Source organism: Burkholderia sp. AU31624 (genome assembly GCF_020420065.1).
In the GTDB taxonomy this organism is placed as follows: Bacteria; Pseudomonadota; Gammaproteobacteria; order Burkholderiales; family Burkholderiaceae; genus Burkholderia.
The window spans coordinates 441,139-464,836 of sequence record NZ_JAIZRT010000005.1 but is presented as its reverse complement, the minus strand read 5'-3'; the positions used below and the strand labels follow the sequence as shown (position 1 = coordinate 464,836).

Here is a 23,698-nt window from a genome sequence, read left to right as displayed (position 1 = left end):
GTATTTGGGAGAATTGGATGAAAATCGCAAAAAACACCGTCGTGTCGGTCACTTACAAGCTGTCGGACGCACAGGGCAATCTGATCGAGGAAAGCGACGAGCCGATGGTCTATCTGCACGGCGGCTATGATGGCACGTTCCCCAAGATCGAGGAACAGCTCGACGGCCATGAGCCGGGCTACGAGGCGCAGGTTCAGCTCGAGCCGCAGGACGCGTTCGGCGACTACGATCCCGAACTCGTGAAGATCGAGCCGCGCGATCGTTTTCCCGAGCCGCTCGAAGTGGGCATGCAGTTCGAAGGCACGCCGGAAGACGGCGACGAGGAAGTCGATTCGCTGATCTACACGGTCACCGACGTCGCCGAAGACAAGGTCGTGCTCGACGGCAATCACCCGCTGGCAGGCATGGCGCTGCGTTTCGCGCTCACCGTGAAGGACGTTCGCGAAGCCACCGAAGACGAAATCGAGCATGAGCACGCACATGGTGCGGAAGGGCTCGAGATCGTCGACGAGGACGACGACGAAGACGGCGAAGCGCCGTCAGGGCGTACCCTGCACTGAGCTCGCAGGCAAGCCGGGTGCCGGCCCCGACGCAGGGGCGGGCGCCGGCCACGACGCGCCGCCCGGTGCGGCGCCGTCACCCTGCAATGGCGGCGCGACCGACGACGAGTCGGGCAGCGCCGGCAACGCAGGGATTTCCGGCATCTGCGGCAGCGGCACGTCGTCACGCGGCACGAGCGGCAGCGCGGGCGGCACGGGCAGGTTCTTCGGCACCTCCTGCAGGCTCACGTTGAAGATCGTCTGCCGGGCCGGCGACACGCTCACCTTGACCCACTGATTCGTCGGATGGCGCGGTCCGATCGCGACGCGCGTCACATTACCCACCAGTTCACCGTCATCTGCACGCAGCGGGCGGTCGATCAGAAAACCGCTCGCAAGCGGTTCGCTGCTCGCGTGCATCACGAGTATCGGGCCGCGGAACGTCGCCGCCGCCTTCACCAGCGTTCGTTTCAGCTCACGGAAGCCGTCGCGCACGCGCGGCCGGTTGAAACGCAGCCATGCGAAGCGTTCCGCGCGTTCATAGCGTTCGAACTGCGGATCGCCTTCGAACATCACCACCATCGCGCGTGCCTCGCGCCGCTTCGCGTATTCGGCCGCGTGGTCGATCCAGAAACCGTTCGCGATGATGCGGTCCTCGAATTCGCCGTTGCGGCCGCCGGCCGTCAGGTAGTGGTTGTTCGGCGCCGGCGCGTTGAGCGCGACGTAGACGATGTCGTCGCGCATCCAGCGGGCGTTTTCCCGATACGGTCGGAACCGTGCGACTTCGCTTTCCCGCGTGATCTGCAGTGCGCCCGGGTCGGGCAGTGCGGAATCGGCGAGCAACGTCTGCCGCAGGAAGTCGAGCCGCTCGACCGGATCGTAGCCGCCGCCGGCCGCGGTGTTGCACGTTACCCAGTCGTCGTGGCCGGGAATGAACACGAGCGGCACGCGGGCCGCATCCAGGATCGCGCCCCGCTGCGAATACAGCGCATCGCGGCACGCTTCCTTCGAACCCTTGAGATCGCCCGCGTAGACGACGAATGCGAGGTTGCGCTCGCGCGCGATCGCATCGAGCAGCCGCTGGGCGGCCGGTTCGTCGCCAGGGACGTTGATCACACCCGACACGACCGCGAACGAGTAGGGCGTCGTGCTGCGTTTCGGCGGCGCGGCCAGGGCGGTGGCCTGCGCGAGCGCGAGCGCCGCCGCGACGAGCGCGGCGGCCGTGCGAGCCGGCAGGCCGCGCGGGATGCGCTTATGCGTGTCCGTCGACATCGTGAGACCGGACCAGCGTGCGCAGTTCGTACAGCAGGTCGAGCGCCTCGCGCGGCTTGAGATCGTCGGGATCGATGTCGCGCAGTTTTTCGAGCGCCGGATGCGGTCTGTCGGGCAGCGCCGGCGCGTCTGCGCATTCGAGATCGTCGGCGGCCACCGGCGGCGCGCTGAACAGGTCGAGCTGCGGCGTGTGCTGCGACGCCGACTGCTGTTCGAGATACGCGAGGTGCTTGCGCGCGGCGCGGATCACGGGCGCCGGAACGCCTGCGAGCTGCGCGACCTGCAGGCCGTAGCTCTGGTTGGCCGGGCCTTCGTTGACCGCGTGCAGGAACACGATGCCGTGGCCGTGCTCGACGGCCGACAGGTGGACGTTGGTCGCTTGCGGGAATTCGGCCGGCAGTTGCGTCAGCTCGAAGTAGTGCGTCGCGAACAGCGTGTAGCACGCGTTGTGCGCCAGCAGGTGGCGCGCGATGGCCCATGCGAGCGCGAGGCCGTCGAACGTCGACGTGCCGCGGCCGATCTCGTCCATCAGCACCAGGCTTTGCGGCGTCGCGTCGTTGAGGATCGCTGCGGCTTCGGTCATCTCGACCATGAACGTCGAGCGGCCGCCCGCGAGATCGTCCGCCGCGCCGATCCGTGTGAAGATCCGGTCGATCGGGCCGAAGCATGCCGACTTGGCCGGCACGTAGCTGCCCACGTAGGCCATCAGCGCGATCAATGCGGTCTGCCGCATGAACGTCGACTTACCGCCCATGTTCGGGCCGGTGATCAGCAGCAGCTTGCGCTCGGTGCCGAAGCGGCAGTCGTTCGCGATGAATTGTTCGACCTGTGCTTCGACGACCGGGTGGCGGCCCTGTTCTATTTCGATGCCGATTTCGTCGGTGAAGGTCGGTGCGACCCAGTCGAGCGCGCGGGCGCGTTCGGCGAATGCGGCGAGCAGGTCGAGTTCGGCGAGCGCCGACGCGACGCGCTGGCACTCGGGGATGAACGGCAGCAGCGCCTGCAGCACTGCGTCGTACAGCGCGCGCTCGCGCGCCAGTGCGCGTTCCTGGGCGGACAGCGCCTTGTCCTCGAAGGTTTTCAGTTCGGGCGTGATGTAGCGCTCGGCGTTCTTCAGCGTCTGGCGCCGGCGGTAGTCGTCGGGCACCTTGTCGGTCTGGCCGCGCGTGACCTCGATGTAGAAGCCGTGCACCTTGTTGTATTCGACGCGCAGGTTCGCGATGCCGGTGCGCGTACGCTCGCGCGCTTCGAGATCGATCAGGAACTGCCCGCAGTTCTCCGAGATGTCGCGCAGCTCGTCGAGTTCGGCGTCGTAGCCGCGCGCGATGACACCACCGTCGCGCACCATCGCGGCCGGCTCGGGCGCAATCGCGCTCGTCAGCAGGTCGAGGCATTCGGCGGGCGGTGCGAGTGCTGCGTCGACGCGGGTGAGTGCGTCCGCGTTCGCGACGATCGCGCTGATGCGCTCGCGCAGTGCCGGCAGCGCCGCGAACGTGTCGCGCAGGCTCGACAGGTCGCGCGGGCGCGCGGACAGCAGGGCGAGACGCCCGGTGATCCGCTCGACGTCGGCGATCTGGCGCAGCGCGCTGCGCAGCGCATCGAGGCTTGCGTTGGCCGGTGCATCGAGCAGCGCGCCGATCGCCTGCTGGCGCGACTGCGCGGCGACTGACGCGCGCGGCGGGTGATGCAGCCAGTGCCGCAGCAGGCGACTGCCCATCGTCGTGCAGCACGTGTCGAGCAGCGAATACAGCGTCGGCGACTCGGTGCCGCGCAACGTCTCGGTCAGTTCGAGGTTGCGGCGCGTGGCCGGATCGAGACCGATGTACTCCGTTTCGTTCTCGACCTTCAGGCTGCGCACGTGTCGCAGTTGCTGGCCCTGCGTGGCGGCCGCATAGAGCAGCAGCGCGCCGGCTGCGCCGCACGCGCTCGTGAGCGAATGCGCACCGAAACCGTCGAGGCTCGCGACATCGAGCTGGTCGCACAGGCGCTGCGTGCCCGACGCGATGTCGAAGTGCCATGCCGGCACGCGCTTGCTTGCGCCGGCGCCGGCGCCGGCCGGCACGGCGTCGGTCGCGCCGTCCGGTGTGAGGATCTCGGCCGGCCGGATGCGCTCGAGCGCGGCCGCGAGCTGATCGGGTTCGATTTCGGCGAGCCGCAGCGCGCCGCTGGCGAGGTTCAGCCACGCAAGGCCGATGTTCACCGCGACGCCGCGCTTGTTGTGGCCCGTGCACATCGCGAGCAGGTAGACGTCGTTCTTGTCGGACAGCAGCGCGGCATCGGTCAGCGTGCCGGGCGTGACGACGCGCACGACCTTGCGCTCGACGGGGCCCTTCGACGTGGCGGGATCGCCGATCTGCTCGCAGATCGCGACCGATTCGCCCATCTTCACGAGCTTCGCAAGATACTGCTCGACCGCGTGATGCGGTACGCCGGCCATCTTGATCGGCGTGCCGGCGGTGGCACCGCGTTGCGTGAGGGTCAGGTCGAGCAGGCGTGCGGCTTTCTCGGCGTCTTCGAAGAACAGCTCGTAGAAGTCGCCCATCCGGTAGAAGACAAGCGTGTCGGGATGGTCGGCCTTGATGCGCAGGTACTGCTGCATCATCGGAGTATGGCCGGCGAAGGCGTCGGGCGACAGCGTGGTCATAAGTCAGGCGTGAAGTTGTTGCTTTGGTTGCCCGAGTTTACCAGTGGCTTCATGTGTGGGCGCGAAGTTGGCCGTTTGGTCGGATGCGGATGACCGGGATGGCCTTGGCATCGTCAAGGCGGTGTTCGGATTCTGGCCGAAGTTTATGCAGCGGGAGCGCGTCGACGACAACGGCAAGAAGCGGAAAAAGCTCGACACGGTCGACGCCCGTTCAGAAACAGTCGGTGAGTCCCGGCTGTATGGCAAGGCGTGGCGAGCTGGGCAGCGCTGCTTGATCCTGGCACGATGGATATACGAGCCCTGTTACGAAACGGGCCGAAATGTCTGGCAGAGGATCGGGCTTACAGATTGGCAGTCGTATTGCGTCGCCAGCATCTGGCGGCGTTACGAAGGCGAGGACGGTCGCTCGCTGATCGGCATGACAATGATGACCGTCAACGCGGACGGTCATGGCGTGATGGGGCATATGCACAAGCCCGGCGACGAAAAGAGGTCAGTGGTCATATTGCGCCCAGCTGATTATGACGAGTGGCTGCACACGAAGAACATTGAGGCTGCCCGCACGATGCTGCATCTCTATCCGGCGGATGAGATGGCAGTGATGCCAAAGTGACTTTTACGCCGTCCCGCCTCTAGCCTGCTTGCGGTTTCGCGATTGTGGTCCTCAGCAAGTGGTAAAGTGCCTCGACCACGCGGAGTCGTGGGATACGAATATGCGCTTTGAGAGGGCGACGATGGCAAATGAAAATATGCGGTTAAGCGAGGCCGGCTGGGCCGCTCTGCGGACGCGGGAACAGGCGGTCATGGCCTATTACAACGATCAGGCGAACAACTGCACCTTTGGGGTTGGGACGCTTGCGCATACGGGGCCCTGCACCCCCGAGGAGCTGCGTCGCCCGGTTACTGCCGCGCAGGTTAATGCGCAACTCGCTACGGGCGTGAGCCGAGCTGAAGCCCAGGTGCGTAGAACCGTCACCCAGCGAGAGTTGACGCAGGCCCAGTTCGACGAACTCGTCAGCTACACCTACAACGCTGGCAATACCGGGGCCGTAGACGCACTACACGCCGCGAACCAGAGCAACGATGCCGGCGTTGTGTCCCACATGAATCAGCGCGTCTACGTTCATCCGCGCGATGCGCATGGTCGTCGGCTTCGCGCGGTCCGTTCGGGCGGCCTCGTCAACCGGCGGCGATTGGAAGCAGCTCCGTTCCAACCGCAGGTGACGCCATGAGGAAACAGTGCGTTTGGCTGCTCCTGATCGTGTCGGCTGCCGCACATGCCGAGCAGACGCCCGCAGACGAAATCGCGGCACGCAGCGGTCTACCGGCGAGTGAAGTGGTCGGGCTATTGAACAATTGCGATGGCAGTCAGACCAGCATGAACTTTTGTGCGTGGCGCGACCAGATCGTCGCCGAGCGTCAGTTGCAGCAGGTCGTCGACAAGCAGATCGAAGCGCATCCGGAGCGCAAGGCTGCGCTTGAGGCGAAGATCTCGAAGTGGAAGAAGGCCCGAGACGCGTCGTGCGAGAAGTCGGCGCGTAAGGAGTGGGGGGATGGGTCGATGCGGCCGGCGGCGCAAGCGACCTGTGCGGCGATCGTGACGAAAAAGATGACGCAGAGGCTATCTGCGACCGCGACTCGAAAGCCGACATGACCGCGTAACGCTGTGCTCGATCGATGTACCAGACGCGCAAAGGCCCGCTGCGAGCGGGCTTTTTTACATGCCGAGGATTTGCAGCAGCAGGGGCGATTCACTGCCCCATTTGATGACGGCGCGACGATATCCGCGTAGCTGCGCTCGGGCTGCCAGCGGCGCCGTATGACGAATTCGTCGTGGAAGTAGCCGAGATGCGCGATCGGGCCGCCGAACGACGTGAGGCACAGGCGCAGGAACGCGACGAAGACGGGCCAGGGGTTGCGGGAAGAGGGGAGCGCGGTGGGGGGCATGGGCTGCGGCTCGGGTGGGGAATGGACGCAGAGCCGCTACGATAGCGCCGCCACTGCGGGCGCGCGTCGCGCTGGGTGACTGTCGCTCGCGCCGCACGCGCAGATCGCCGATTGAAGCGTACCTCGCGTGGCGTCGGTTCCGCGCAGCATGGGGCTAGCGTAAACGTGTATTACCGTCGGGAAAATATTTGGACACACTTGACTTGGTCACTCGACCAATTTGTCCGATAGACGTTCGGGCGTGCGGTGCAGTCATGCCGCATTCCCCACGATTCCTGTCGGCGGCGCATACACGGTCAACTGACTTGGTCATTAGAATAATTCGGATCTGACGATCCGAGAACGAATTTTCCCAAGGAGTCGAGCATGGACAGGTTGGAGTGTGAATACCGGGTGTTTTTGAACCGGCCGGATTTTCTGGACAGCGCTGAGTGTTGATGTTCGGTTTTTCATGAGCCTTCGGCCGAAGGCAATGTCTTCTGAAATTTCGTCTACCTGATTCCAAGGAGGTTTGTGATGGCAGATACCGTCACGACGCAGTCAATATCCGTCATTGGGCTCGGCCCCATGGGAGCGGCCCTGGCCAAGACATTGCTTGCCGCTCATCATCGCGTCACCGTCTGGAACCGCACTGCGAGCAAGGCCGAGCCGCTTGCCGAGCTTGGCGCCCGCATTGCGCACTCGGCCGCCGAGGCCGTCGATGCGAGTCAGATCGTGGTGGTTTGCGTGAGCAACTATGACACGTCCGACTCGTTGCTGCGCACCCCGGAAGTCGTGGCCAGTCTCAAAGGCAAAACGATCGTTCAGCTCACGACGGGCACGCCGGAGGGCGCGCAAGAAGCTTCGGAGTGGGCTGCGGAACACGGCGTGGCTTACCTGGACGGCACCATCAGCTGCTACCCGCACCATATCGGCACGCCGGATGGATCGATTCTGTATGCCGGCTCGCGTTCGACCTTCGAAGCCCTGCAGCCTATTCTGGCGAACCTGAGTGGACATGCCGTGTTCGTTGGCGAGCGATTCGGGGATGCCGCCGTTCTCGATGGCGCCATTACCGGTTCGTATGCCCTGGGGGCCGCGCTCGCGTTTCTCTACGGCGCCGCCGTGTGTGATGCCGAAGGCGTCTCCCTCGACGCCTACTTGTCGCTTGCCTTGGCCCGTCGTCCCTTCGTCGAGGACACGCTTCGAACGTGCGTGCAGATGATCAACAAGGGGGATTACTCAGGGTCGCAGGCCACGATCGACACCTGGACCGCGGGCATCGAGCAGTTTGTGGCGCACAGCCACGTAGCTGGCACGGACAGCCGCTACCCGCAGGAAGTCCTGGCGCGACTCCAGCAGGCCATCGCCATGGGCCACGGTCAACATGAGCTGGCCGCCGTGTTCGAATGCTTCAGGAAGCCTCGCGGGGGCCGGAGTTAAATCGTCGTCGCGGCGCGGAGCCCCGACGGCGGCCATGAGCCTCGGTCGCCGTCTCATCCGCGATGCGCGGCGGCTTCCCAATTGATGTCGACGCACAGGACCTGCATGCTGGCCGCGATCGGCGCGGCGACCGCTCGAAGTTCGCCGTTCGGCCAGTTGCTGGAGATCACGTCCGGCGGTTGCCGGCTAGTTTGCGACACTCGCTGGCGCGCTCTCATGGACGCTCGAACGGCCGTTTTGCCTTGCCAACGGGTCTCAGAGTGTCGGGCCGAATGGGCCCTGGGGCTGAGGGCGAGGCCTTAACCGTGTCTCAGCACCGCGATCGTTTGCGGTACTAGTTTAGGGCTTTATCGCGCTCCGACAACAGAACAATCGCTGCCCCAGTCATGTGAAGCATGTAGGCAACAATATCGTTAGGCACATTGATAGGCTCTGCGCCCTGCCCATGTCCAGCCAGCTTGTTTCGCGCGGTCGGGATACCTGATTCCAGCGTAGAACGTAACGATCCAAAATGGCTTTGCCAGAAGTCGGGAACAAGTTTGTTATCAAAAATCGCCTTGATCAGGTCGCCAGCGGTACCACGGCCACCAACACTCCAATTACGCTTTGCGCAAATAACCTTCATCATGCTCTCAAATGCCTTCAGGCACTCAACGAGAGCCTCCTTCGCATGACCGTGCCTGTAGTGTTCGTGCGCGGCAAGGTATTCATCTTGCACCCCCTCGTAGCCGGGAACATTCAGTAGCTGGAGCGTGGGCTTCACGACTTCCGCGTGTATAAGCTGCGAATCAACTCGCATTATTTCGTCGTTTTGAAACACGTAGCCGACGCCGTGTTCTCGCATGCGGATGTTGACCTCCTCGATGGCGCCGTCGGCCAGCGCATTGCAGTTTCTAACGCGCCGATATTCAGGCTTGCGAGTCTGGCGGTCGATTGCGCGGAGCGCCAATTCGACAGCGTCCAAAAGATGATCTACGTTCGCCGTCGAAAGAATAAAATCTCGAAGCTGAAAAATAGCGGGATGGTCCTCTTTTACACTGAGACAGAATTCCCCATATTCGTGACATAAAACACGCACTATGCCGTTATAGGTGGCATTAACCAATTTCAGACTATCGTAGAATTCCGTCGTATTCCCAAGAACTCGCTCGAAAATCTGCCATAATTGAACACGTAACGGCCTAGGAAACACGTCATACTGATACGTGTCAATAACCTGGCCCTGCGCCCGCTTCTTGCGCTTCGAATAGAGGTCAACTACGCTCATAGCTACCTGTATAGTCGGTTGGATTGGGTACCGGAGGATGTTACAACGAACGCGATGCAAACGCGTCGCTTGTGTCCTTAGATTGCGGGCGCGGCACTGAGCCAGCGTATGGTTCGCAATGCGGTATTGAACCTTGAATGCTGCCGTTCACCCAGTGCGGCATTGAGCGGCGGACATGGGTCGTCAGCGGACGATCCTCAAAAGGGCAGGCGTAGGTCTCGGCGTAGGTTTATGTGCCGTGCCTTGTCAGATAAGGCGCAGGTACTGCTGCATCATTGGAGTGACGGGTGCAGGTGCTGCGGTGGGTTGCATGCTCATGTGACCGGGAAAAGTTGCTTTAGCTGCCCGAGTTTACCAGCGGCCCTAGTATGCCTGCGCGAAGTTCGCCGTTCGGCCAGTTGTCGCCGATCACGACAGGTGGCTCGCAGTACATGTTCGACAACCAAGTCTGGATCAGCAACAATTCTGCAGCCCAGTCAACTCGGAAGCCCTTACGAGCTTACCCACCACCCATCATGTGCGTCGACAGTCAGCCGCGCCCGTTTCGGTCAGAGCAAGAGGTTCTTTCTCAAATCGCCCAATTTAGTCCGGCTGGTGGAGACTGGTTACCGCTCGAGCGTCTTTTGGAAGATCTCTGGAGCGTTGGGGCGTCGGAAAAGTCGCTGAGTGTCCTATTCGGTCTTTTTGAACGATTCCCCGATAGTGATGGGGCGGGAGTACTGTGGAGCATTGTTCACGGGGTCGAGAGTCTCGACATTCCTTATGAGCAGGAGCTGGCAAAGTCGCTCTCGCAATGCTCGTCTCACATGGGCAACATAATGATGTCGCGATTACGGCACAGTCTTGAATGACGTGCTGGCTGACGAAGAGGTGCAAAGCGGAGGGTGCAATGGCGGAATTGAACATCGTGGAAGTTTTGTATCCAAGCGGTGCATTTAGATACCGCTATAGCAGATACCTGGCCGCTGATGGGCGGCGATGGGTTCGGCACGGCCTCTTCGTTGAATACAGAGAGGACGGTACTATCGCGTCTGAAGGAGTCTACGAACACGGCGTTGAGCATGGAGTCTGGAAGGATTTTCATCCAAACGGACAACTTGCCGCCCTTGGGGACTACGATCACGGAACCGAAGCGGAGAACTGGACGTATTGGGATGCTGACGGGCAACGCGAGATAAAGTGACGGCCGATCTCGACGCGGCGAGCGTAGGTTTCAGCGTAACCTTCTAAGCTAACCTATGTCAGATAAGGCGCAGGTACTGCTGCATCATCGGGGTATGGCCGGCGAAGGCGTCGGGCGACAGCGTGGTCATAAGTCAGGCGTGAAGTTGTTGCTTGGGTTGCCCGAGTTTACCAGTGGCTTCGGCAGGCACGCGCGAAGTTCGCCATTCGGCCAGGTTGCCGGAGATTGCGCGACCGGCGCCGGTCGTTCTCACGCCGCTGTCCGACCGCGCTTCCGGCCGGCCATGCGAAAGTCGGCGCCGCTCAGGTCGAGAACCTTCGCGCGCCGACTCGTTTCGTGCATCAGGCCGCTTGCCCCGACGTCATGCTGAGCGCCACCGCCTGCGCGACTTCGATCCCGTCGATGGCTGCCGAGTAGATGCCACCCGCATACCCCGCGCCTTCACCCGCCGGATACAGCCCCTCGACGTTCATGCTCTGGTAATCGTCCTTGCGTCGAATCCGGATCGGCGACGAAGTGCGCGTCTCGACACCGGTGAGCACCGCATCGTGCATCGCGAAGCCGGCGATCTTCTTGTCGATCTCGGGGAGGGCTTCGCGGATCGCTTCGATCACGTAGTCCGGCAGCGCGGTGCTGAGATCGGTCGGGTTCACGCCCGGCTTGTACGACGGCTCCACGGAGCCGAGCGACGTCGACGGCCGGCCGGCGATGAAATCGCCGACTAGCTGCCCCGGCGCACGGTAATCGCCGCCGCCGAGTTCGAACGCGCGCTCTTCCCATTTGCGCTGGAACGCGATACCCGCCAGCGGGCCGCCGGGATAGTCGTCCGGCGTGATGCCGACGACGATGCCCGCATTCGCGTTGCGCTCGGCCCGCGAATACTGGCTCATGCCGTTGGTGACCACGCGGCCCGGCTCGGAGGTCGCCGCGACCACCGTGCCGCCCGGGCACATGCAGAAGCTGTAGACCGCGCGGCCATTGCTGCAGTGGTGGACCACCTTGTAGTCGGCCGCGCCGAGCTGCTTGTGGCCCGCGAACTTGCCGAAGCGGCTGCGATCGATCAGCCCCTGCGGATGTTCGATACGGAAGCCGAGCGAGAACGGCTTGGCTTCGATATAGACGCCGCGATCGTGCAGCATCTGGAAGGTGTCGCGCGCGCTGTGGCCCACGGCCAGCACCACGTGGTCGCACCGCAGCGTTTCGCCGTTCGAGAGCTTCAGCGAGCGCACCTTGCCCTGATCGATCTCGATATCGTCGACTCGCGTTTCGAAACGCACTTCACCACCCAGTTCGTGGATGGACGCGCGCATCTTTTCCACCATGCTGACGAGGCGGAACGTGCCGATGTGCGGCCGGCTCAGATACAGGATGTCGTCCGGCGCACCGGCCTTGACGAATTCGTCCAGCACCTTGCGGCCATAGTGGTTCGGATCCTTGATCTGGCTGTACAGCTTGCCGTCGGAGAACGTCCCGGCACCGCCTTCGCCGAACTGCACGTTGGATTCGGGGTTGAGCACGCTCTTGCGCCACAGGCCGAAGGTGTCCTTGGTGCGCTCGCGCACGGCCTTGCCGCGTTCGAGGATGATCGGGCGGAAACCCATCTGCGCGAGGATCAGCCCCGCGAACAGGCCGCACGGCCCCATGCCGATCACGACCGGGCGCAGGAAATTGCCGTGCTCGGGCGCCTTCGTGACGAAGTGGTACGCCATGTCGGGCGTCACGCCGCAATGCGGCTTGCCGGCGAGGCGCTTGATCGCGGCCGCTTCGTCCGTGACTTCGACATCGACGATATACGTGAGCTTGATGTCGGCGCGCTTGCGCGCATCGTGCGCACGGCGGAACACGGTGTAACGGAGGAGCCCGTCCGCGGCCACGCCAAGCTCCGCGAGGCGCGCGCGAATCGCGGCCTCGAGCGCGCTTTCGGGGTGGTCGAGGGGGAGTTTAATTTCGCTTAGCCGTAACATGGGGACTCGGATGCGATTGCCACGGCGTCGTGGCGGTGTTGATACGGTCGGGGCCGGCAGGCCGGCGGTGTTGTCCGCCGTGCGGGCATGCCGGACGCAAACCCATCATTGTCATTGCGGGAAGGGCCGTGCAAGCGGCAGTACGCTGAACGGCCCGTACAACTCAGGCAACTTCAGGATAGGCGCACGAAGCGACCCTTGTGCGGGAAGATTGTCCCGCCTCCCGGCAACCGGGAGGCGAACGGTGCGCCGTCATGACGACGCCCGCGAGCGGCGTGCGCGCAAGCCGCGCCATGCAGGCGCGGCCGGGGCTTACTCCGCTGCCGGATGCACGCGGGTGTAACCCTTCAGGATCGGGATCATCTGCGCGTAGATCTTCGGGTTCGCGGCGACGATTTCATGGCGATGCAGGAAGTCGGCATCGCCCGTGTAGTTGCCGACGAGGCCGCCGGCCTCGGTGATCAGCAGGCTGCCCGCTGCCATGTCCCACACGTTGATGCCCTGTTCGAAGAACGCGTCGAGGCGGCCGGCCGCGACGTTCGCGAGATCGAGTGCGGCCGCGCCCGGGCGGCGCAGGCCCGTGCAGGCCTGCGTCATTTCGGTGAAGAGGCGCGCGTAGGCATCGAGGCCGTCCTTTTCGCGGAACGGGAAGCCCGTGCCGACCAGCGCGTCCGACAGGCGGTCGCGGCGGCCGACGCGGATGCGGCGGTCGTTCAGGTACGCGCCGCGGCCGCGGGTGGCCGTGAACAGGTCATTCTTGTTCGGGTCGTAGACGACAGCCTGCGTGACGACGCCCTTGTGCTCGAGCGCGATCGATACGCAGTAGTACGGGAAACCGTGGATGAAGTTGGTCGTGCCGTCGAGCGGATCGATGATCCACTTGAATTCGGATTCGTTCTCCGACTCGCCCGATTCTTCCGCGAGGATCGCGTGATCGGGGTAGGCGGTCTTCAGCGTCTCGATGATCGCGTCTTCGGCGGCCTTGTCCACTTCGGTGACGAAGTCGTTCTGCTGCTTCTTGCGGATCTCGATCAGGTCGAGATCGAGGGACGCGCGATTGATGATCTGTCCGGCGCGGCGCGCAGCCTTGACAGCAATGTTGAGCATGGGATGCATGAGCCTGGATCCTGTAGCTGGCGGCACGGGCCGCCACGAAGTGGAACAACCGCCCGGCACGGCGCAAGCGTGGCAGGCGAGATGAGACGCGAATTGACAAAGAACGGGGTACGACCCGCGTCGCACGGAGTGCGGCGCGTAAAGGCATGATTTTACCCGATTTTTGGCGGTTTCAGGCGACCGGCGTACGGGGAAACCCCCACTATCCGTCCGGACGAGTGGGTTTGCCGTGGCGATGGCGATACCATACGGCCATTCTGATGAACCGAGTCGTATCGTAGTGGAAACCCCGCAGATCACCGCCGCGCCGTCCGAGCCGGGCGCGGCCTCGTCCCAGCCGCCGTCCGGCGGCTTCACGTCCACCCGTTTCGTGCTCGTCGAGCCGAGCCATCCCGGCAATGTCGGGGCGGCCGCCCGCGCGCTGAAGACGATGGGCTTCTCGCGTCTCGTGCTGGTCGCGCCCCGCGTGCCGCACGTGCAGAGCGATCCCGAGGCGATCGCGATGGCCAGCGGCGCGGACGACGTCCTCGCGTCCGCGCATGTCGTGCCGACGCTCGGCGACGCGCTGTCCGGTGTTCACTGGTCGATCGCGCTGACTGCGCGCACGCGCGAATACGGGCCGCCGCGCCTGGCGCCGCGTGCCGCCGCCGCGCAGGCGTGCGCGCAGGTCGGCACGGGCGACATCGCGCTCGTGTTCGGCAACGAGCGCACGGGCCTCGCGAACGAGCATGTCGAGCAGTGCAGCGCGCTGGCGCACATCCCGGCGAACCCGGCCTACAGTTCGCTGAATCTTGCACAGGCCGTGCAGGTGCTTGCGTACGAGCTGCGTGTCGCGTTTCTCGAGCAGGCGAGCGAGCCGTCGGCGCAACCGTCGGCCGAAGCCGGCACGCTTGCGCAGAGCGACGAGATCGAGCGGATGTACGTGCACCTCGAGAACGCGCTGATCGCGCTCGATTTCCTCGATCCGCGCAACCCGAAGAAGCTGATGCCGCGGCTGCGGCGCCTGTTCGCGCGCACGGGCCTCGAGCGTGAGGAGGTCAACATCCTGCGCGGCGTCGCGAAGCACATCCTGCTGAAATCGGGCAAGCCCGACGGCGACGCGTAAGCGGTCGGCGCATGGGGGGGCGGATGTCTCGGCGCGCGGGGCAACCACCCGTCGGCAGGTGCCGGGTCGGTTGCCGAAAGCGCCGGGGCCGATCACTTCACTTGGTCGATCACCCCGCCAACCCAGTAACGGCAGGCGTTCCGCCCGAATACCCGCGCCGGCGGCGGGGTGAACTGGCGAGCGCGTGCGGCCGTTCGTGACTCGCCCTACAATCGCCGAACGTCATAAGCAAATTACCCGGCGCGATAACGGCCGGTCGTTGCCGGCGATGCGCGCCGGCCTTTTCCCAGACCACATCATGTTCACGAGACTGCGCGAAGACGTTGCAACGATTCGCGAGCGGGATCCCGCCGCTCGCAGTGCATGGGAAGTGCTGACCTGTTATCCGGGGTTGCATGCGCTCGTGCTGCATCGTTTCGCACACGCATGCTGGCGCGCGAAGCGCTACTGGCTCGCGCGTTTCGCGTCGCAGGCCGGCCGGTTCCTGACGGGGATCGAGATTCACCCCGGCGCGACGATTGGCCGGCGCGTGTTCATCGATCACGGGATGGGTGTCGTGATCGGCGAGACGGCGATCGTCGGCGACGACTGCACGATCTACCAGGGCGTGACGCTGGGCGGCACGTCGCTCACGCGCGGCGCCAAGCGCCACCCGACGCTCGAGGCCGGCGTGATCGTCGGCGCGGGCGCGAAGGTGCTCGGCGGCTTCACGGTCGGCGCGGGGGCGAAGATCGGTTCGAACGCGGTCGTCGTGAAGCCGGTGCCGGCTGGCGGCACGGCGGTCGGCAATCCGGCGCGCGTCGTGATGCCGGCGCAGCCGAAGCCGCAGCCCGAGCGCGCGGCGTTCTGCGCATACGGGATCACGCCGAATGCCGACGATCCGATGTCACTCGCGATTCACGGGCTGATCGATCACGCGGCGAAGGAAAGCCGCCGCGTCGACGAGATCGTCGCGGCGCTCGAGCGGCTGGGCACGCATCTGGAAACACTGCAGGGCGCCGACGCGGCGCGCCTCGATCTGCGCCGGCTGTCGGCCGTGCTGGACGGGAAGTCGGTCGAGCGTCAGGCGTAATTCAATGGATGCCCGCTGCTGCCGGTGGGTGCGACGGCAGCAGCGGTGTCAGTCGAGCGGCATCGCGTGGATGCCTTCCGCGTCGACGCGCAGGTAGCCGCCGCGCGGCTTGCCGTGGTCGAGATCCCAGTCGGGCAACACCCAGCGGATGCCAGCCGGTTCCATGTGCCGGGCGGGGCGGTGCGTATGGCCGTGAATGATCACGCTTGCGCGGCTTTTCCGGAACAGCGCGGCCACGCCTTCACGCGTGACATCGTAGATCGCCGAAGCAGGGCGCATCCGGCCCGCTTCGCTGTTCGAGCGCATGCGCTGCGCGAGCGCACGGCGCCAACGGAACGGCCAGGCGAGAAACAGCCATTGCGCAGCGCGGTTGCGGGCTAAGCGACGGAATACCTGGTAGCCGCGGTCGGCCGTGCATTGCGCGTCGCCATGTGCGAGCACGATGCGCTGGCCGAACGCCATGATCAGCGAAGGATCGGGCAGCAGCATCGCGCCGGCTGCCTTCATGAAGCGCCGGCCGAGCAGGAAATCGCGGTTGCCGTGCATCACGTAGAGCGCAATGCCGCGCTCCGAGAACGTGTGCATCAGCGCGGCCATGCGGGCTGCGAACGGATCGTCGTCGAGGATGTCGTCGCCGATCCAGTACTCGAACAGGTCGCCGAGGATGAACACCGAGTCGGCGCTGTCGGCGGTGTATTTCACGAAATGCTCGAACGCGGCGACCGTCTTCGGAATCGCTTCGCTCAGGTGCAGATCGGAGAGAAACAGGAACGGGCGTGCGGCTTGCGCGTATTCGCGCTCGCCCGGCACGCCCGCGGAGACGCTTCGCGGCGGACTCTCCTGCAACATCGAAGTGCCTCCGTAACTGCGCGTCAGACCACGACGGCCTTCTCGATCACGACGTCGTCAGTCGGCACGTCCTGGTGGAAACCAGCGTTGCCCGTCTTGACGCCCTTGATCTTGTCGACCACGTCCTGGCCTTCGACGACCTTGCCGAACACCGCGTAGCCCCAGCCTTGCGGCGTCGGCGACGAGTGGTTCAGGAAGTCGTTGTCGTTCACGTTGATGAAGAACTGGGCGGTCGCCGAGTGCGGATCGTTGGTGCGCGCCATCGCGACCGTGTAGTTGTCGTTCTTCAGGCCGTTGTTCGCCTCGTTGTCGATCGGCGCATCGGTCGGCTTCTGCTTCAGGCCCGGCTCGAAGCCGCCGCCCTGGATCATGAAGCCGTTGATCACGCGATGGAACACGGTGCCGTCGTAGTGGCCCTTCTTCACGTAGTTCAGGAAGTTCTCGACCGTCTTCGGTGCCTTCGCGGCGTCGAGCTCGAGCTTGATCACGCCGTGGTTCGTATGCAGTTCAACCATGATGAATTCCTTCGGTGAGGCGGTTTAAATGGCACGCGGCCGGTCGTGCGACGCGGCCGCGTGAGGCGCCGGACGTGCCGGCAGGTTCTTACTTCGAGACGATGCTGGCCGATTCGATCACGATCGGTTGCGCGGGCACGTCCTGCATCGGGCCGCGCGAGGTCGTCGCGACGCCTTCGATCTTCTTCACGACGTCGAGACCCGACACGACCTTGCCGAACACCGCATAGCCGTTGCCGTCCGGGTTCGGGTAGTCGAGGCCGCTGTTGTCTACCGTGTTGATGAAGAACTGCGCGGTGGCCGAGTTCGGATCGCTCGTGCGTGCCATCGCGATCGTGCCCGTCAGGTTCTTCAGACCATTGCGGCTCTCCAGCGGGATCGGCGCGCGGGTCGGCTTCTCCTCGAAGTTGGTCTTGTAGCCGCCGCCCTGGATCATGAAGCCCTTGATCACGCGATGGAAGATCGTGCCGTTGTACTGGCCGGCCTTCACGTAATCGAGGAAGTTGGCGACGGACTTCGGCGCCTTCTCCGGGTAGAGCTCGACGCGGATGTCGCCCTGCGAGGTCTTCAGCTGCACGACGGGGTGCGCGGTAGCCGATTGCGCGAACGCAGGTGCGGTCGCGGTCGCGAGAAGGGCGGCGCCGCCAAGCGCCAGCAACAGACGTTTCATTGCGATCCTCAGGTTGGGAGGGAAAGAAGGCCGCGCCGCTTATTTCGACGGCGCGACGTACGGCGCCGCCAGTGCGCCTGACGGACCGCTGAACTGGAACGTCGGCGACATCGGCAGCGTGGTGGTGCTCACGTTCGCGGCAGCGCGGTCGGAGTAGTCGCGCGTGGCCGGTGCGGCTGCGCGGGCATTCGGCGCGGCCTTCGGCGGCGACACGATCTTCTGGAGATCGGCAAGGCGCTGCGCGGTCGCGCCGCTCGTGCGGCCGAGCGATTGCGCGCGCTTGTACGACTCGGCCGCGAGGCGCAGGTAGAGATCGCCGAGGTTCTCGTACGCGAGCGAGTAGCCCGGGTTCGATTGCGTCGCCGTGACGAGCGCGGTGCGCGCTTCGTCGTAGCGGCCATGCTTCGCGTAAAGCGCCGCAAGGTTGTTGTACGGCTCGGGCAGTTCGGGGTACGCCTGCGTGATCGCGACGAACTGCTGGATCGCGTCGTCATCGCGGTTCAGGCGGGCCAGCACGGTGCCGCGCTTGAACTGCGCCTGCACGTCGTGCGGATTCGATGCGATGCGCGCGTCGAGCTGCGCGAGCGCCTGCTTCCACTGCTTGCCGGCGATCGACGCGTCGATTTCGGGCGTGCCGTCGGCGGTGGCCGGGGCCTTCTGCGCATGCGCCGCGGGAGCCGCGAAAAGCGTCAGCGCGACGCCCATGACGGTGGTCGCAACGAGGGTCGCAGCGCTCTGCGCGCGGCCGCGATGAGGTTTCATAGGCGTAAATCGGAATGTTATACTCCGAGCCATTCTAACAAAACGTCTGCGCGTTCCGGCGAGCGTCAGACAGTCTTTCTTTGCCTCTCGTGGCCGTCACCGCTGTGCTTGCAGCCTGACCGCCCCATGTGATATCGAGGACGCTCGGCCTGGTGCCGCAGCAGATGGTCCGTCCGTTTCGCATGCTGGGCGAGCTTCGCCAGGGCGGTTTCCTTCGGCTCACGGTTCATCTCTATGGAATCACTGCGCATCTACAACACGCTCGCGCGTGACAAGCAAGTCTTCGTGCCGCGCCAGGCTGGCGAAGTGCGGATGTACGTATGCGGAATCACCGTATACGACTATTGTCACGTGGGCCACGCGCGCATGCTGGTCGTGTTCGACCTCGTCCAGCGCTGGTTGCGTGCGATCGGTTACCGGGTCACGTATGTGCGCAACATTACCGACATCGACGACAAGATCATCCGCCGCGCGGTCGAGAACGGCGAGACGATCAAGTCGCTGACCGACCGGTTCATCGGCGCGATGCACGACGATGAAAGCGCGCTCGGTATCCAGCGGCCCGACATCGAGCCGCGCGCGACCGAGTTCATCCCGCAGATGCTCGGCATGATCGAGACGCTCGAGACGAACGGCTACGCGTACCAGGCGACCGACGGCGACGTCAATTACTCGGTGCGCAAGTTCGCGAACTACGGGAAGCTGTCGGGCAAGTCGCTCGACGACCTGCGCGCGGGCGAGCGCGTTGCCGCGAACGACGCGAAGGAGGATCCGCTCGATTTCGTGCTGTGGAAACGCGCGAAGCCGGAAGATCCGGAAGGCACGTCGTGGGCATCGAAGTACGGGATGGGGCGCCCGGGCTGGCACATCGAGTGCTCGGCGATGGGCTGCACACTGCTCGGCGAGCATTTCGACATCCACGGTGGCGGGCAGGATCTGCAATTCCCGCACCACGAGAACGAGATCGCGCAGAGCGAAGGCGCGACCGGCCAGACGTTCGTCAATTACTGGATGCACAACGGCTTCGTGCAGGTCGACAACGAGAAGATGTCGAAATCGCTCGGCAACTTCTTCACGATCCGCGAAGTGCTCGAACGCTACGATGCGGAAGTCATGCGCTTCTTCATCGTGCGCACGCACTACCGTTCGCCGCTCAATTACAGCGACGTGCATCTCGACGATGCGCGCGCGTCGCTCACGCGTCTCTATACCGCGCTGAAAGATGTTGAAGCCGACACGCTCGCGCTCGACTGGAACGAGCCGCACGCGCAGCGATTCGCCGCCGCGATGAACGACGACTTCAACACGCCGGTCGCGGTGGCGACGCTGTTCGAGCTGGCGGGCGAGGTGAATCGCACGGGCGACGCATCGCTCGCGCGGCAACTGAAACAGCTGGCGGGCCTGCTCGGCCTGCTGGGCCGCGAGCCGCGCGCGTTCCTGCAGCAGGCGTCCGGCGCCGCGCAGGCGGGCGGGCTCGCCGCCGACGAGATCGAAGCGAAGATCGCCGCGCGTGTCGCGGCGAAGCAAGCGAAGGACTATGCCGAAGCGGACCGGATCCGGGCGGAACTGCTCGAGACCGGTATCGCACTTGAAGACAAACCGGGCGGATCGACCGAATGGCGTCGCGTATGAGCGCGGTGCGTTCCACTGACCGATCCGTCAGGTAGGAGGCAAGATGGCAACGGCCAGAAAAGCGCCGGTCAGGCGCGCGACCCCGGTCGCCGCGCGTCCGGCAGCCAAGCGCGTGCCGCCGGCGAAGACGGACGCGACGCGCGCCGTGCCGAACGGCGCGCTCAACGGTCACGCGCAGCCGGCGGCGGTACCGCCGGCCGCCGACGCGGCCCGCAAGGCCCGTGCGTCCGAAGCGGACGGCGAGGAGGTGGTCGTGCGTCCTGCTTACTGGGACAAGGCATGCGCCGACCTCGTCAAGCGCGACCGGATCCTGAAGAAACTGATTCCGAAGTTCGGTCCCGCACACCTCGTGAAGCGCGGCGACCCGTTCGTCACGCTCGCGCGCTCGGTCGTCGGCCAGCAGATTTCGGTGCCGTCCGCGCAGTCGCTGTGGGCGCGCATCGGGGATGCCTGTCCGAAACTCGCGCCGCAGCCGGTGATCCGGCTCGGCGCGGACAAGCTGATCGCGTGCGGGCTGTCGAAGCGCAAGACGGAATACATCCTCGATCTCGCGCAGCATTTCGTGTCGGGCGCGCTGCATGTCGACAAATGGACGTCGATGGACGACGAGGACGTGATCGCGGAACTCACGCAGATCCGCGGCATCAGCCGCTGGACGGCCGAGATGTTCCTGATCTTCAACCTGTCGCGGCCGGACGTCCTGCCGCTCGACGACCCGGGCCTGATCCGCGCGATCAGCGTCAATTACTTCAGCGGGGAACCCGTCACGCGCAGCGAGGCGCGCGAGGTTGCCGCCAACTGGGAACCGTGGCGCACCGTCGCGACCTGGTATATGTGGCGCAGCCTCGATGCGCCCGACGCCGACGCCTGAGTGGCGGCTATCGGGTTTTAAACATCAATAGTTGAGAGCCGGTTTTGAGCGTCGCCCGCGCGGGTAGAATACGCGCTGCCGCAAGACCCAAGGATTCGAACACATGAAGACCACGTTTCTGGATTTCGAACAGCCGATCGCCGAACTCGAGGCCAAGATCGAAGAGCTGCGATTCGTGCAGGACGACTCGGCTGTCGACATTTCGGAAGAAATCGAGCGGTTGTCGAAGAAAAGCCAGCAACTGACGAAAGACCTCTACGCGAACCTGTCGCCGTGGCAGGTCTCGCAGATCGCGCGGCATCCGCAGCGTCCGTACACGCTCGATTACGTTGCGGAACTGTTTACCGATTTTCACGAGCTGCACGGCGACCGCGCATTCGCGGACGACGTGTCGATCGTCGGCGGGCTCGCGCGCTTCGGCGGCCATCCGTGCATGGTGATCGGTCACCAGAAGGGCCGTGACACGAAGGAGCGCGCCGCGCGCAACTTCGGGATGCCGCGTCCGGAAGGCTATCGCAAGGCCGAACGCCTGATGCGTCTCGCCGAGAAGTTCGGTCTGCCGATCTTCACGTTCGTCGACACGCCGGGCGCATACCCGGGCATCGGCGCGGAAGAGCGCGGCCAGTCGGAGGCGATCGGCCGCAACCTTTACGTGATGGCCGAGCTGAAGACGCCGATCATCACGACGGTGATCGGCGAGGGCGGTTCGGGCGGCGCGCTCGCGATCGCGGTGGCCGACACGGTGATGATGCTGCAATTCTCGACCTACTCGGTGATCTCGCCGGAAGGCTGCGCGTCGATCCTGTGGAAGAGCGCCGCGAAGGCGCCGGAAGCAGCCGAAGCGCTGGGCCTGACCGCGCACCGCCTGAAGGCGCTCGGCCTGATCGACAAGATCATCAACGAGCCGCTCGGCGGCGCGCATCGCGATCCGAAGGGCATGGCTGCGCTGCTGCGCCGTGCACTGGCCGATTCGCTGCGCCAGTTCCAGGGGATGAGCATCGATGCGCTGCGCGAGCGTCGCTTCGAGCGCCTGATGGCCTACGGCAAGTTCAAGGAAACCACGCCGGGCGCATGACCGGCTGCGTCCTCCCATCGCGCGCCGCTGCGCGCGCGTTCCTCTCGTGATCCCGCCCACCGAATTCTCCGCCGATCGCGTCGTTCTCGACGCGGTCGGCGTTGCGCTTTCCGGCATGCCGGCGGATGCACGCATCGCGATCGCGTACAGCGGCGGCCTCGACTCGACGGTGCTGCTCGATGCGGCCGTGCGCGTCGCGGGCGCGTCGCGCTGTGTCGCGCTGCACGTGCATCACGGGCTCAGTGCGAATGCCGACGCGTGGGTGGCGCATGCCGAGGCCAGCGCCGCAGGGCTCGGTGTCGCGTTCGAATCGATGCGCGTCGACGTGCCGCGCGACAGCGGCCTCGGGGTCGAGGCAACGGCGCGCGAGCGGCGCTATGCGGCGCTCGACGAGATGTGCGAGCGCCACGGCGCGGCCGCGCTGTGGCTCGCGCAGCATGCGGACGACCAGGCCGAGACGGTGTTGCTGCAGTTGTTGCGCGGCGCGGGGATCGCGGGGCTGGCCGCCATGGCGCCGCGTTACCGCCCTGACGGCGTGAGCGTCGAGCGCGTGCGCCCGCTGCTGCGACTGTTGCGTGCGCAACTCGAGCGCTATGCGACGCAGCACGACCTGGCGTGGATCGACGACGAATCGAACAACGACACACGATACGCGCGCAATGCGCTGCGCATCGACGTGTTGCCGGCGCTGGCCGTGCATTTCCCGGGCTTTCGCGACGCGCTCGGCCGCGCGGCGCAGCATGCGGCGGCCGCGCAGCGACTGCTCGACGATCTGGCCGAGCTCGACTTCGCCGTTGCCGCGCGCGATGACGGGCAGGCACTGTCGCGCGACGCGTTGGTCGCGTTCGACGATACGCGCGGCGCGAACCTGCTGCGCTTCTGGATGCGTCGGCTCGGTCTGCCGAGTGCGTCGGCTGCCCGGCTCGCCAACATGATGCGGCAGTTGCGTGCCACGCATGTCGCCCATGCGTTGCGCGTCGATCACGCGGGGCAACGCCTGCGCCTGTATCGCGATGTCGTCTACTGGGAAGCGGGCGACAGCAGCGAACCGGCCGATGACGGCACCGGGAGTCCGCACCCGGAAGCAATGCTCGCGTGGGACGGGCAGGAAGTCTGGCACCTGCCGGGATGGCGCGGCACGTTCGTGTTCGCGCCCGCCGAGGCGGGAAGCGCCGACGCGGTGCCGGAGGCGCTGCTGCGCGGCGCGCGGCTGGCGGCGCGTGCCCGCGCGGGCGGCGAGCGGATGCGCACGTCGCCGGGCGGCCCGGGCCGTACGCTGAAGAGCCTGTTCCAGGAGCGTGGCGTGCCGGCCTGGCAGCGCGACGTGCCGCTGCTGTTCGCTGGCGACTTGCTGATCTACGTGCCGCGCCTCGGCGTGAATCGCGATGCCGGCTTGTCCGGCGGCGGGGCGCCCGGTGATGGCGCGTGGCGCCGGATCGAGTGGCGTCCCGACATGCTGATCGCATAGCGGCGGCGGCCCCTGACGGCGCGATGGCACGCGCATTTTCACCATTTGGTAAACAGCGCCGGAACGGCCCCGGACGCCGCGCGCGGCTTGTCAAGCAGGCGTCTATCGGGTACGCTCGGTCGTTTGCTCGGCTCGATTTTTGAGCGATTTGTGCAGGTTTTCCGCGTGACGTACCCGGTTTGCGCGGCCTGATCGGCCTTCCGGGCAAAATCCGTCACGCTTGCGTGTTGCGTCCCAGCCGTCCCCCTCGTCGTCCGTCCACAGCCACAAGCCGCGTGACCGAACGGCTACGCGGCCTGCCCAGCGCGCCCGTGCGGTTTCTCCT

General features: G+C 65.1%; 22 protein-coding genes and 1 pseudogene. 12 read left to right on the top strand and 11 right to left on the bottom strand.

The window, feature by feature from the left end; all coding sequences use genetic code 11:
* Positions 1–17: 17 nt before the first annotated feature.
* On the top strand, positions 18–560 hold the full coding sequence (locus LGM89_RS21215; RefSeq protein WP_059554208.1) for an FKBP-type peptidyl-prolyl cis-trans isomerase: 543 nt from the start codon (positions 18–20) through the stop codon (positions 558–560).
* On the opposite strand, the gene LGM89_RS21210 is transcribed toward LGM89_RS21215, so the two are convergent.
* Positions 540–1,811: a hypothetical protein gene (locus LGM89_RS21210; protein WP_226273800.1), complete on the bottom strand. Its 1,272-nt coding sequence runs from the start codon at positions 1,809–1,811 to the stop codon at positions 540–542. The two genes, LGM89_RS21215 and LGM89_RS21210, sit on opposite strands and share 21 nt — an antisense overlap.
* The gene (gene mutS, locus LGM89_RS21205) at positions 1,792–4,455 is read right to left on the bottom strand and encodes a DNA mismatch repair protein MutS (protein ID WP_226273799.1); all 2,664 of its coding nucleotides are present in this window, start codon (positions 4,453–4,455) and stop codon (positions 1,792–1,794) included. Before mutS ends, LGM89_RS21210 begins: the two co-directional genes overlap by 20 nt.
* A 55-nt stretch (positions 4,456–4,510) precedes the next feature.
* Between mutS and LGM89_RS21200 the strand changes: the two genes are divergently transcribed.
* From LGM89_RS21200 to LGM89_RS21190, 3 genes are all read left to right on the top strand, one after another.
* Positions 4,511–5,068, top strand: coding sequence for an SOS response-associated peptidase family protein (locus LGM89_RS21200; RefSeq protein ID WP_226273798.1), 558 nt, complete (start codon positions 4,511–4,513; stop codon positions 5,066–5,068).
* 121 nt (positions 5,069–5,189) lie between these two features.
* On the top strand, positions 5,190–5,687 hold the full coding sequence (locus LGM89_RS21195) for a glycoside hydrolase family protein (RefSeq protein ID WP_085039541.1): 498 nt from the start codon (positions 5,190–5,192) through the stop codon (positions 5,685–5,687).
* Entirely contained in the window at positions 5,684–6,109 is a 426-nt protein-coding gene (locus tag LGM89_RS21190) for a lysozyme inhibitor LprI family protein (RefSeq protein WP_226273797.1), read from the top strand. Before LGM89_RS21195 ends, LGM89_RS21190 begins: the two co-directional genes overlap by 4 nt.
* Positions 6,110–6,231: 122 nt before the next feature.
* Here LGM89_RS21190 and LGM89_RS21185 read toward each other — a convergent pair.
* Positions 6,232–6,402: pseudogene (locus tag LGM89_RS21185) on the bottom strand (chromate transporter); the annotation flags it as partial.
* 516 nt (positions 6,403–6,918) lie between these two features.
* Between LGM89_RS21185 and LGM89_RS21180 the strand changes: the two are divergent.
* A complete protein-coding gene (locus LGM89_RS21180) occupies positions 6,919–7,824 on the top strand; it encodes an NAD(P)-dependent oxidoreductase (RefSeq protein ID WP_226273796.1) in 906 nt (301 codons plus the stop codon).
* A 53-nt stretch (positions 7,825–7,877) separates the two neighbouring features.
* Here the strand turns inward: LGM89_RS21180 and LGM89_RS21175 are convergent, their stop codons facing one another.
* Both LGM89_RS21175 and LGM89_RS21170 read right to left on the bottom strand, forming a co-directional pair.
* Positions 7,878–8,042, bottom strand: coding sequence for a hypothetical protein (locus LGM89_RS21175; RefSeq protein ID WP_226273795.1), 165 nt, complete (start codon positions 8,040–8,042; stop codon positions 7,878–7,880).
* 116 nt (positions 8,043–8,158) lie between these two features.
* Positions 8,159–9,091, bottom strand: a complete 933-nt coding sequence (locus LGM89_RS21170; RefSeq protein WP_226273794.1) for an STM4504/CBY_0614 family protein — start codon at positions 9,089–9,091, stop codon at positions 8,159–8,161.
* A gap of 889 nt (positions 9,092–9,980) precedes the next feature.
* Here LGM89_RS21170 and LGM89_RS21165 point away from each other — a divergent pair.
* Entirely contained in the window at positions 9,981–10,274 is a 294-nt protein-coding gene (locus LGM89_RS21165) for a toxin-antitoxin system YwqK family antitoxin (RefSeq protein ID WP_226273793.1), read from the top strand.
* Positions 10,275–10,615: 341 nt separating this feature from the next.
* Here LGM89_RS21165 and LGM89_RS21160 read toward each other — a convergent pair whose 3' ends face one another.
* Positions 10,616–12,238 carry an NAD(P)/FAD-dependent oxidoreductase gene (locus tag LGM89_RS21160; RefSeq protein ID WP_226206932.1) on the bottom strand — a complete coding sequence of 541 codons (1,623 nt, stop codon included), beginning with the start codon at positions 12,236–12,238 and terminating at the stop codon, positions 10,616–10,618.
* Between the two features lie 312 nt (positions 12,239–12,550).
* Positions 12,551–13,354, bottom strand: a complete 804-nt coding sequence (locus tag LGM89_RS21155; protein ID WP_011352522.1) for an inositol monophosphatase family protein — start codon at positions 13,352–13,354, stop codon at positions 12,551–12,553.
* Between the two features lie 280 nt (positions 13,355–13,634).
* Here LGM89_RS21155 and LGM89_RS21150 point away from each other — a divergent pair, with 280 nt between their 5' ends.
* Both LGM89_RS21150 and cysE read left to right on the top strand, forming a co-directional pair.
* On the top strand, positions 13,635–14,459 hold the full coding sequence (locus tag LGM89_RS21150; protein ID WP_089495140.1) for an RNA methyltransferase: 825 nt from the start codon (positions 13,635–13,637) through the stop codon (positions 14,457–14,459).
* Positions 14,460–14,727: 268 nt separating this feature from the next.
* Complete coding sequence (cysE, locus tag LGM89_RS21145) at positions 14,728–15,531, top strand: serine O-acetyltransferase (protein ID WP_226273792.1); 804 nt, start codon at positions 14,728–14,730, stop codon at positions 15,529–15,531.
* A gap of 48 nt (positions 15,532–15,579) precedes the next feature.
* Here cysE and LGM89_RS21140 read toward each other — a convergent pair whose 3' ends face one another.
* From LGM89_RS21140 to LGM89_RS21125, 4 genes are all read right to left on the bottom strand, one after another.
* Positions 15,580–16,380, bottom strand: coding sequence for a UDP-2,3-diacylglucosamine diphosphatase (locus LGM89_RS21140; protein ID WP_226206929.1), 801 nt, complete (start codon positions 16,378–16,380; stop codon positions 15,580–15,582).
* 23 nt (positions 16,381–16,403) lie between these two features.
* Positions 16,404–16,895, bottom strand: a complete 492-nt coding sequence (locus LGM89_RS21135; RefSeq protein ID WP_006478428.1) for a peptidylprolyl isomerase — start codon at positions 16,893–16,895, stop codon at positions 16,404–16,406.
* An 88-nt stretch (positions 16,896–16,983) separates the two neighbouring features.
* The gene (locus LGM89_RS21130; protein WP_011352517.1) at positions 16,984–17,565 is read right to left on the bottom strand and encodes a peptidylprolyl isomerase; all 582 of its coding nucleotides are present in this window, start codon (positions 17,563–17,565) and stop codon (positions 16,984–16,986) included.
* A 39-nt stretch (positions 17,566–17,604) separates the two neighbouring features.
* Positions 17,605–18,327, bottom strand: a complete 723-nt coding sequence (locus tag LGM89_RS21125; protein WP_179254818.1) for a tetratricopeptide repeat protein — start codon at positions 18,325–18,327, stop codon at positions 17,605–17,607.
* A gap of 234 nt (positions 18,328–18,561) precedes the next feature.
* Here LGM89_RS21125 and cysS point away from each other — a divergent pair, with 234 nt between their 5' ends.
* The 4 genes from cysS (at position 18,562) to tilS (ending at position 23,373) form a co-directional block, all read left to right on the top strand.
* Positions 18,562–19,959 carry a cysteine--tRNA ligase gene (gene cysS / locus LGM89_RS21120; RefSeq protein WP_069248324.1) on the top strand — a complete coding sequence of 466 codons (1,398 nt, stop codon included), beginning with the start codon at positions 18,562–18,564 and terminating at the stop codon, positions 19,957–19,959.
* A gap of 43 nt (positions 19,960–20,002) precedes the next feature.
* The gene (locus tag LGM89_RS21115) at positions 20,003–20,830 is read left to right on the top strand and encodes a DNA-3-methyladenine glycosylase family protein (protein ID WP_089425730.1); all 828 of its coding nucleotides are present in this window, start codon (positions 20,003–20,005) and stop codon (positions 20,828–20,830) included.
* Between the two features lie 103 nt (positions 20,831–20,933).
* Positions 20,934–21,905 carry an acetyl-CoA carboxylase carboxyltransferase subunit alpha gene (locus LGM89_RS21110; RefSeq protein WP_039364696.1) on the top strand — a complete coding sequence of 324 codons (972 nt, stop codon included), beginning with the start codon at positions 20,934–20,936 and terminating at the stop codon, positions 21,903–21,905.
* Positions 21,906–21,951: 46 nt separating this feature from the next.
* The gene (gene tilS / locus LGM89_RS21105; RefSeq protein ID WP_226273791.1) at positions 21,952–23,373 is read left to right on the top strand and encodes a tRNA lysidine(34) synthetase TilS; all 1,422 of its coding nucleotides are present in this window, start codon (positions 21,952–21,954) and stop codon (positions 23,371–23,373) included.
* Positions 23,374–23,698: the final 325 nt, after the last annotated feature.

Bases quoted from the DNA above. Each gene is read 5' to 3' on its own strand.
- LGM89_RS21215 (WP_059554208.1), top strand. From the start codon at position 18: ATGAAAATCGCAAAAAACACCGTCGTGTCGGTCACTTACAAGCTGTCG.
- LGM89_RS21210 (WP_226273800.1), bottom strand. From the start codon at position 1,811: ATGTCGACGGACACGCATAAGCGCATCCCGCGCGGCCTGCCGGCTCGC.
- mutS (WP_226273799.1), bottom strand. From the start codon at position 4,455: ATGACCACGCTGTCGCCCGACGCCTTCGCCGGCCATACTCCGATGATG.
- LGM89_RS21195 (WP_085039541.1), top strand. From the start codon at position 5,190: ATGGCAAATGAAAATATGCGGTTAAGCGAGGCCGGCTGGGCCGCTCTG.
- LGM89_RS21190 (WP_226273797.1), top strand. From the start codon at position 5,684: ATGAGGAAACAGTGCGTTTGGCTGCTCCTGATCGTGTCGGCTGCCGCA.
- LGM89_RS21180 (WP_226273796.1), top strand. From the start codon at position 6,919: ATGGCAGATACCGTCACGACGCAGTCAATATCCGTCATTGGGCTCGGC.
- LGM89_RS21175 (WP_226273795.1), bottom strand. From the start codon at position 8,042: ATGAGAGCGCGCCAGCGAGTGTCGCAAACTAGCCGGCAACCGCCGGAC.
- LGM89_RS21170 (WP_226273794.1), bottom strand. From the start codon at position 9,091: ATGAGCGTAGTTGACCTCTATTCGAAGCGCAAGAAGCGGGCGCAGGGC.
- LGM89_RS21165 (WP_226273793.1), top strand. From the start codon at position 9,981: ATGGCGGAATTGAACATCGTGGAAGTTTTGTATCCAAGCGGTGCATTT.
- LGM89_RS21160 (WP_226206932.1), bottom strand. From the start codon at position 12,238: ATGTTACGGCTAAGCGAAATTAAACTCCCCCTCGACCACCCCGAAAGC.
- LGM89_RS21155 (WP_011352522.1), bottom strand. From the start codon at position 13,354: ATGCATCCCATGCTCAACATTGCTGTCAAGGCTGCGCGCCGCGCCGGA.
- cysE (WP_226273792.1), top strand. From the start codon at position 14,728: ATGCGCGCCGGCCTTTTCCCAGACCACATCATGTTCACGAGACTGCGC.
- LGM89_RS21140 (WP_226206929.1), bottom strand. From the start codon at position 16,380: ATGTTGCAGGAGAGTCCGCCGCGAAGCGTCTCCGCGGGCGTGCCGGGC.
- LGM89_RS21135 (WP_006478428.1), bottom strand. From the start codon at position 16,895: ATGGTTGAACTGCATACGAACCACGGCGTGATCAAGCTCGAGCTCGAC.
- LGM89_RS21130 (WP_011352517.1), bottom strand. From the start codon at position 17,565: ATGAAACGTCTGTTGCTGGCGCTTGGCGGCGCCGCCCTTCTCGCGACC.
- LGM89_RS21125 (WP_179254818.1), bottom strand. From the start codon at position 18,327: ATGAAACCTCATCGCGGCCGCGCGCAGAGCGCTGCGACCCTCGTTGCG.
- cysS (WP_069248324.1), top strand. From the start codon at position 18,562: ATGGAATCACTGCGCATCTACAACACGCTCGCGCGTGACAAGCAAGTC.
- LGM89_RS21115 (WP_089425730.1), top strand. From the start codon at position 20,003: ATGGCAACGGCCAGAAAAGCGCCGGTCAGGCGCGCGACCCCGGTCGCC.
- LGM89_RS21110 (WP_039364696.1), top strand. From the start codon at position 20,934: ATGAAGACCACGTTTCTGGATTTCGAACAGCCGATCGCCGAACTCGAG.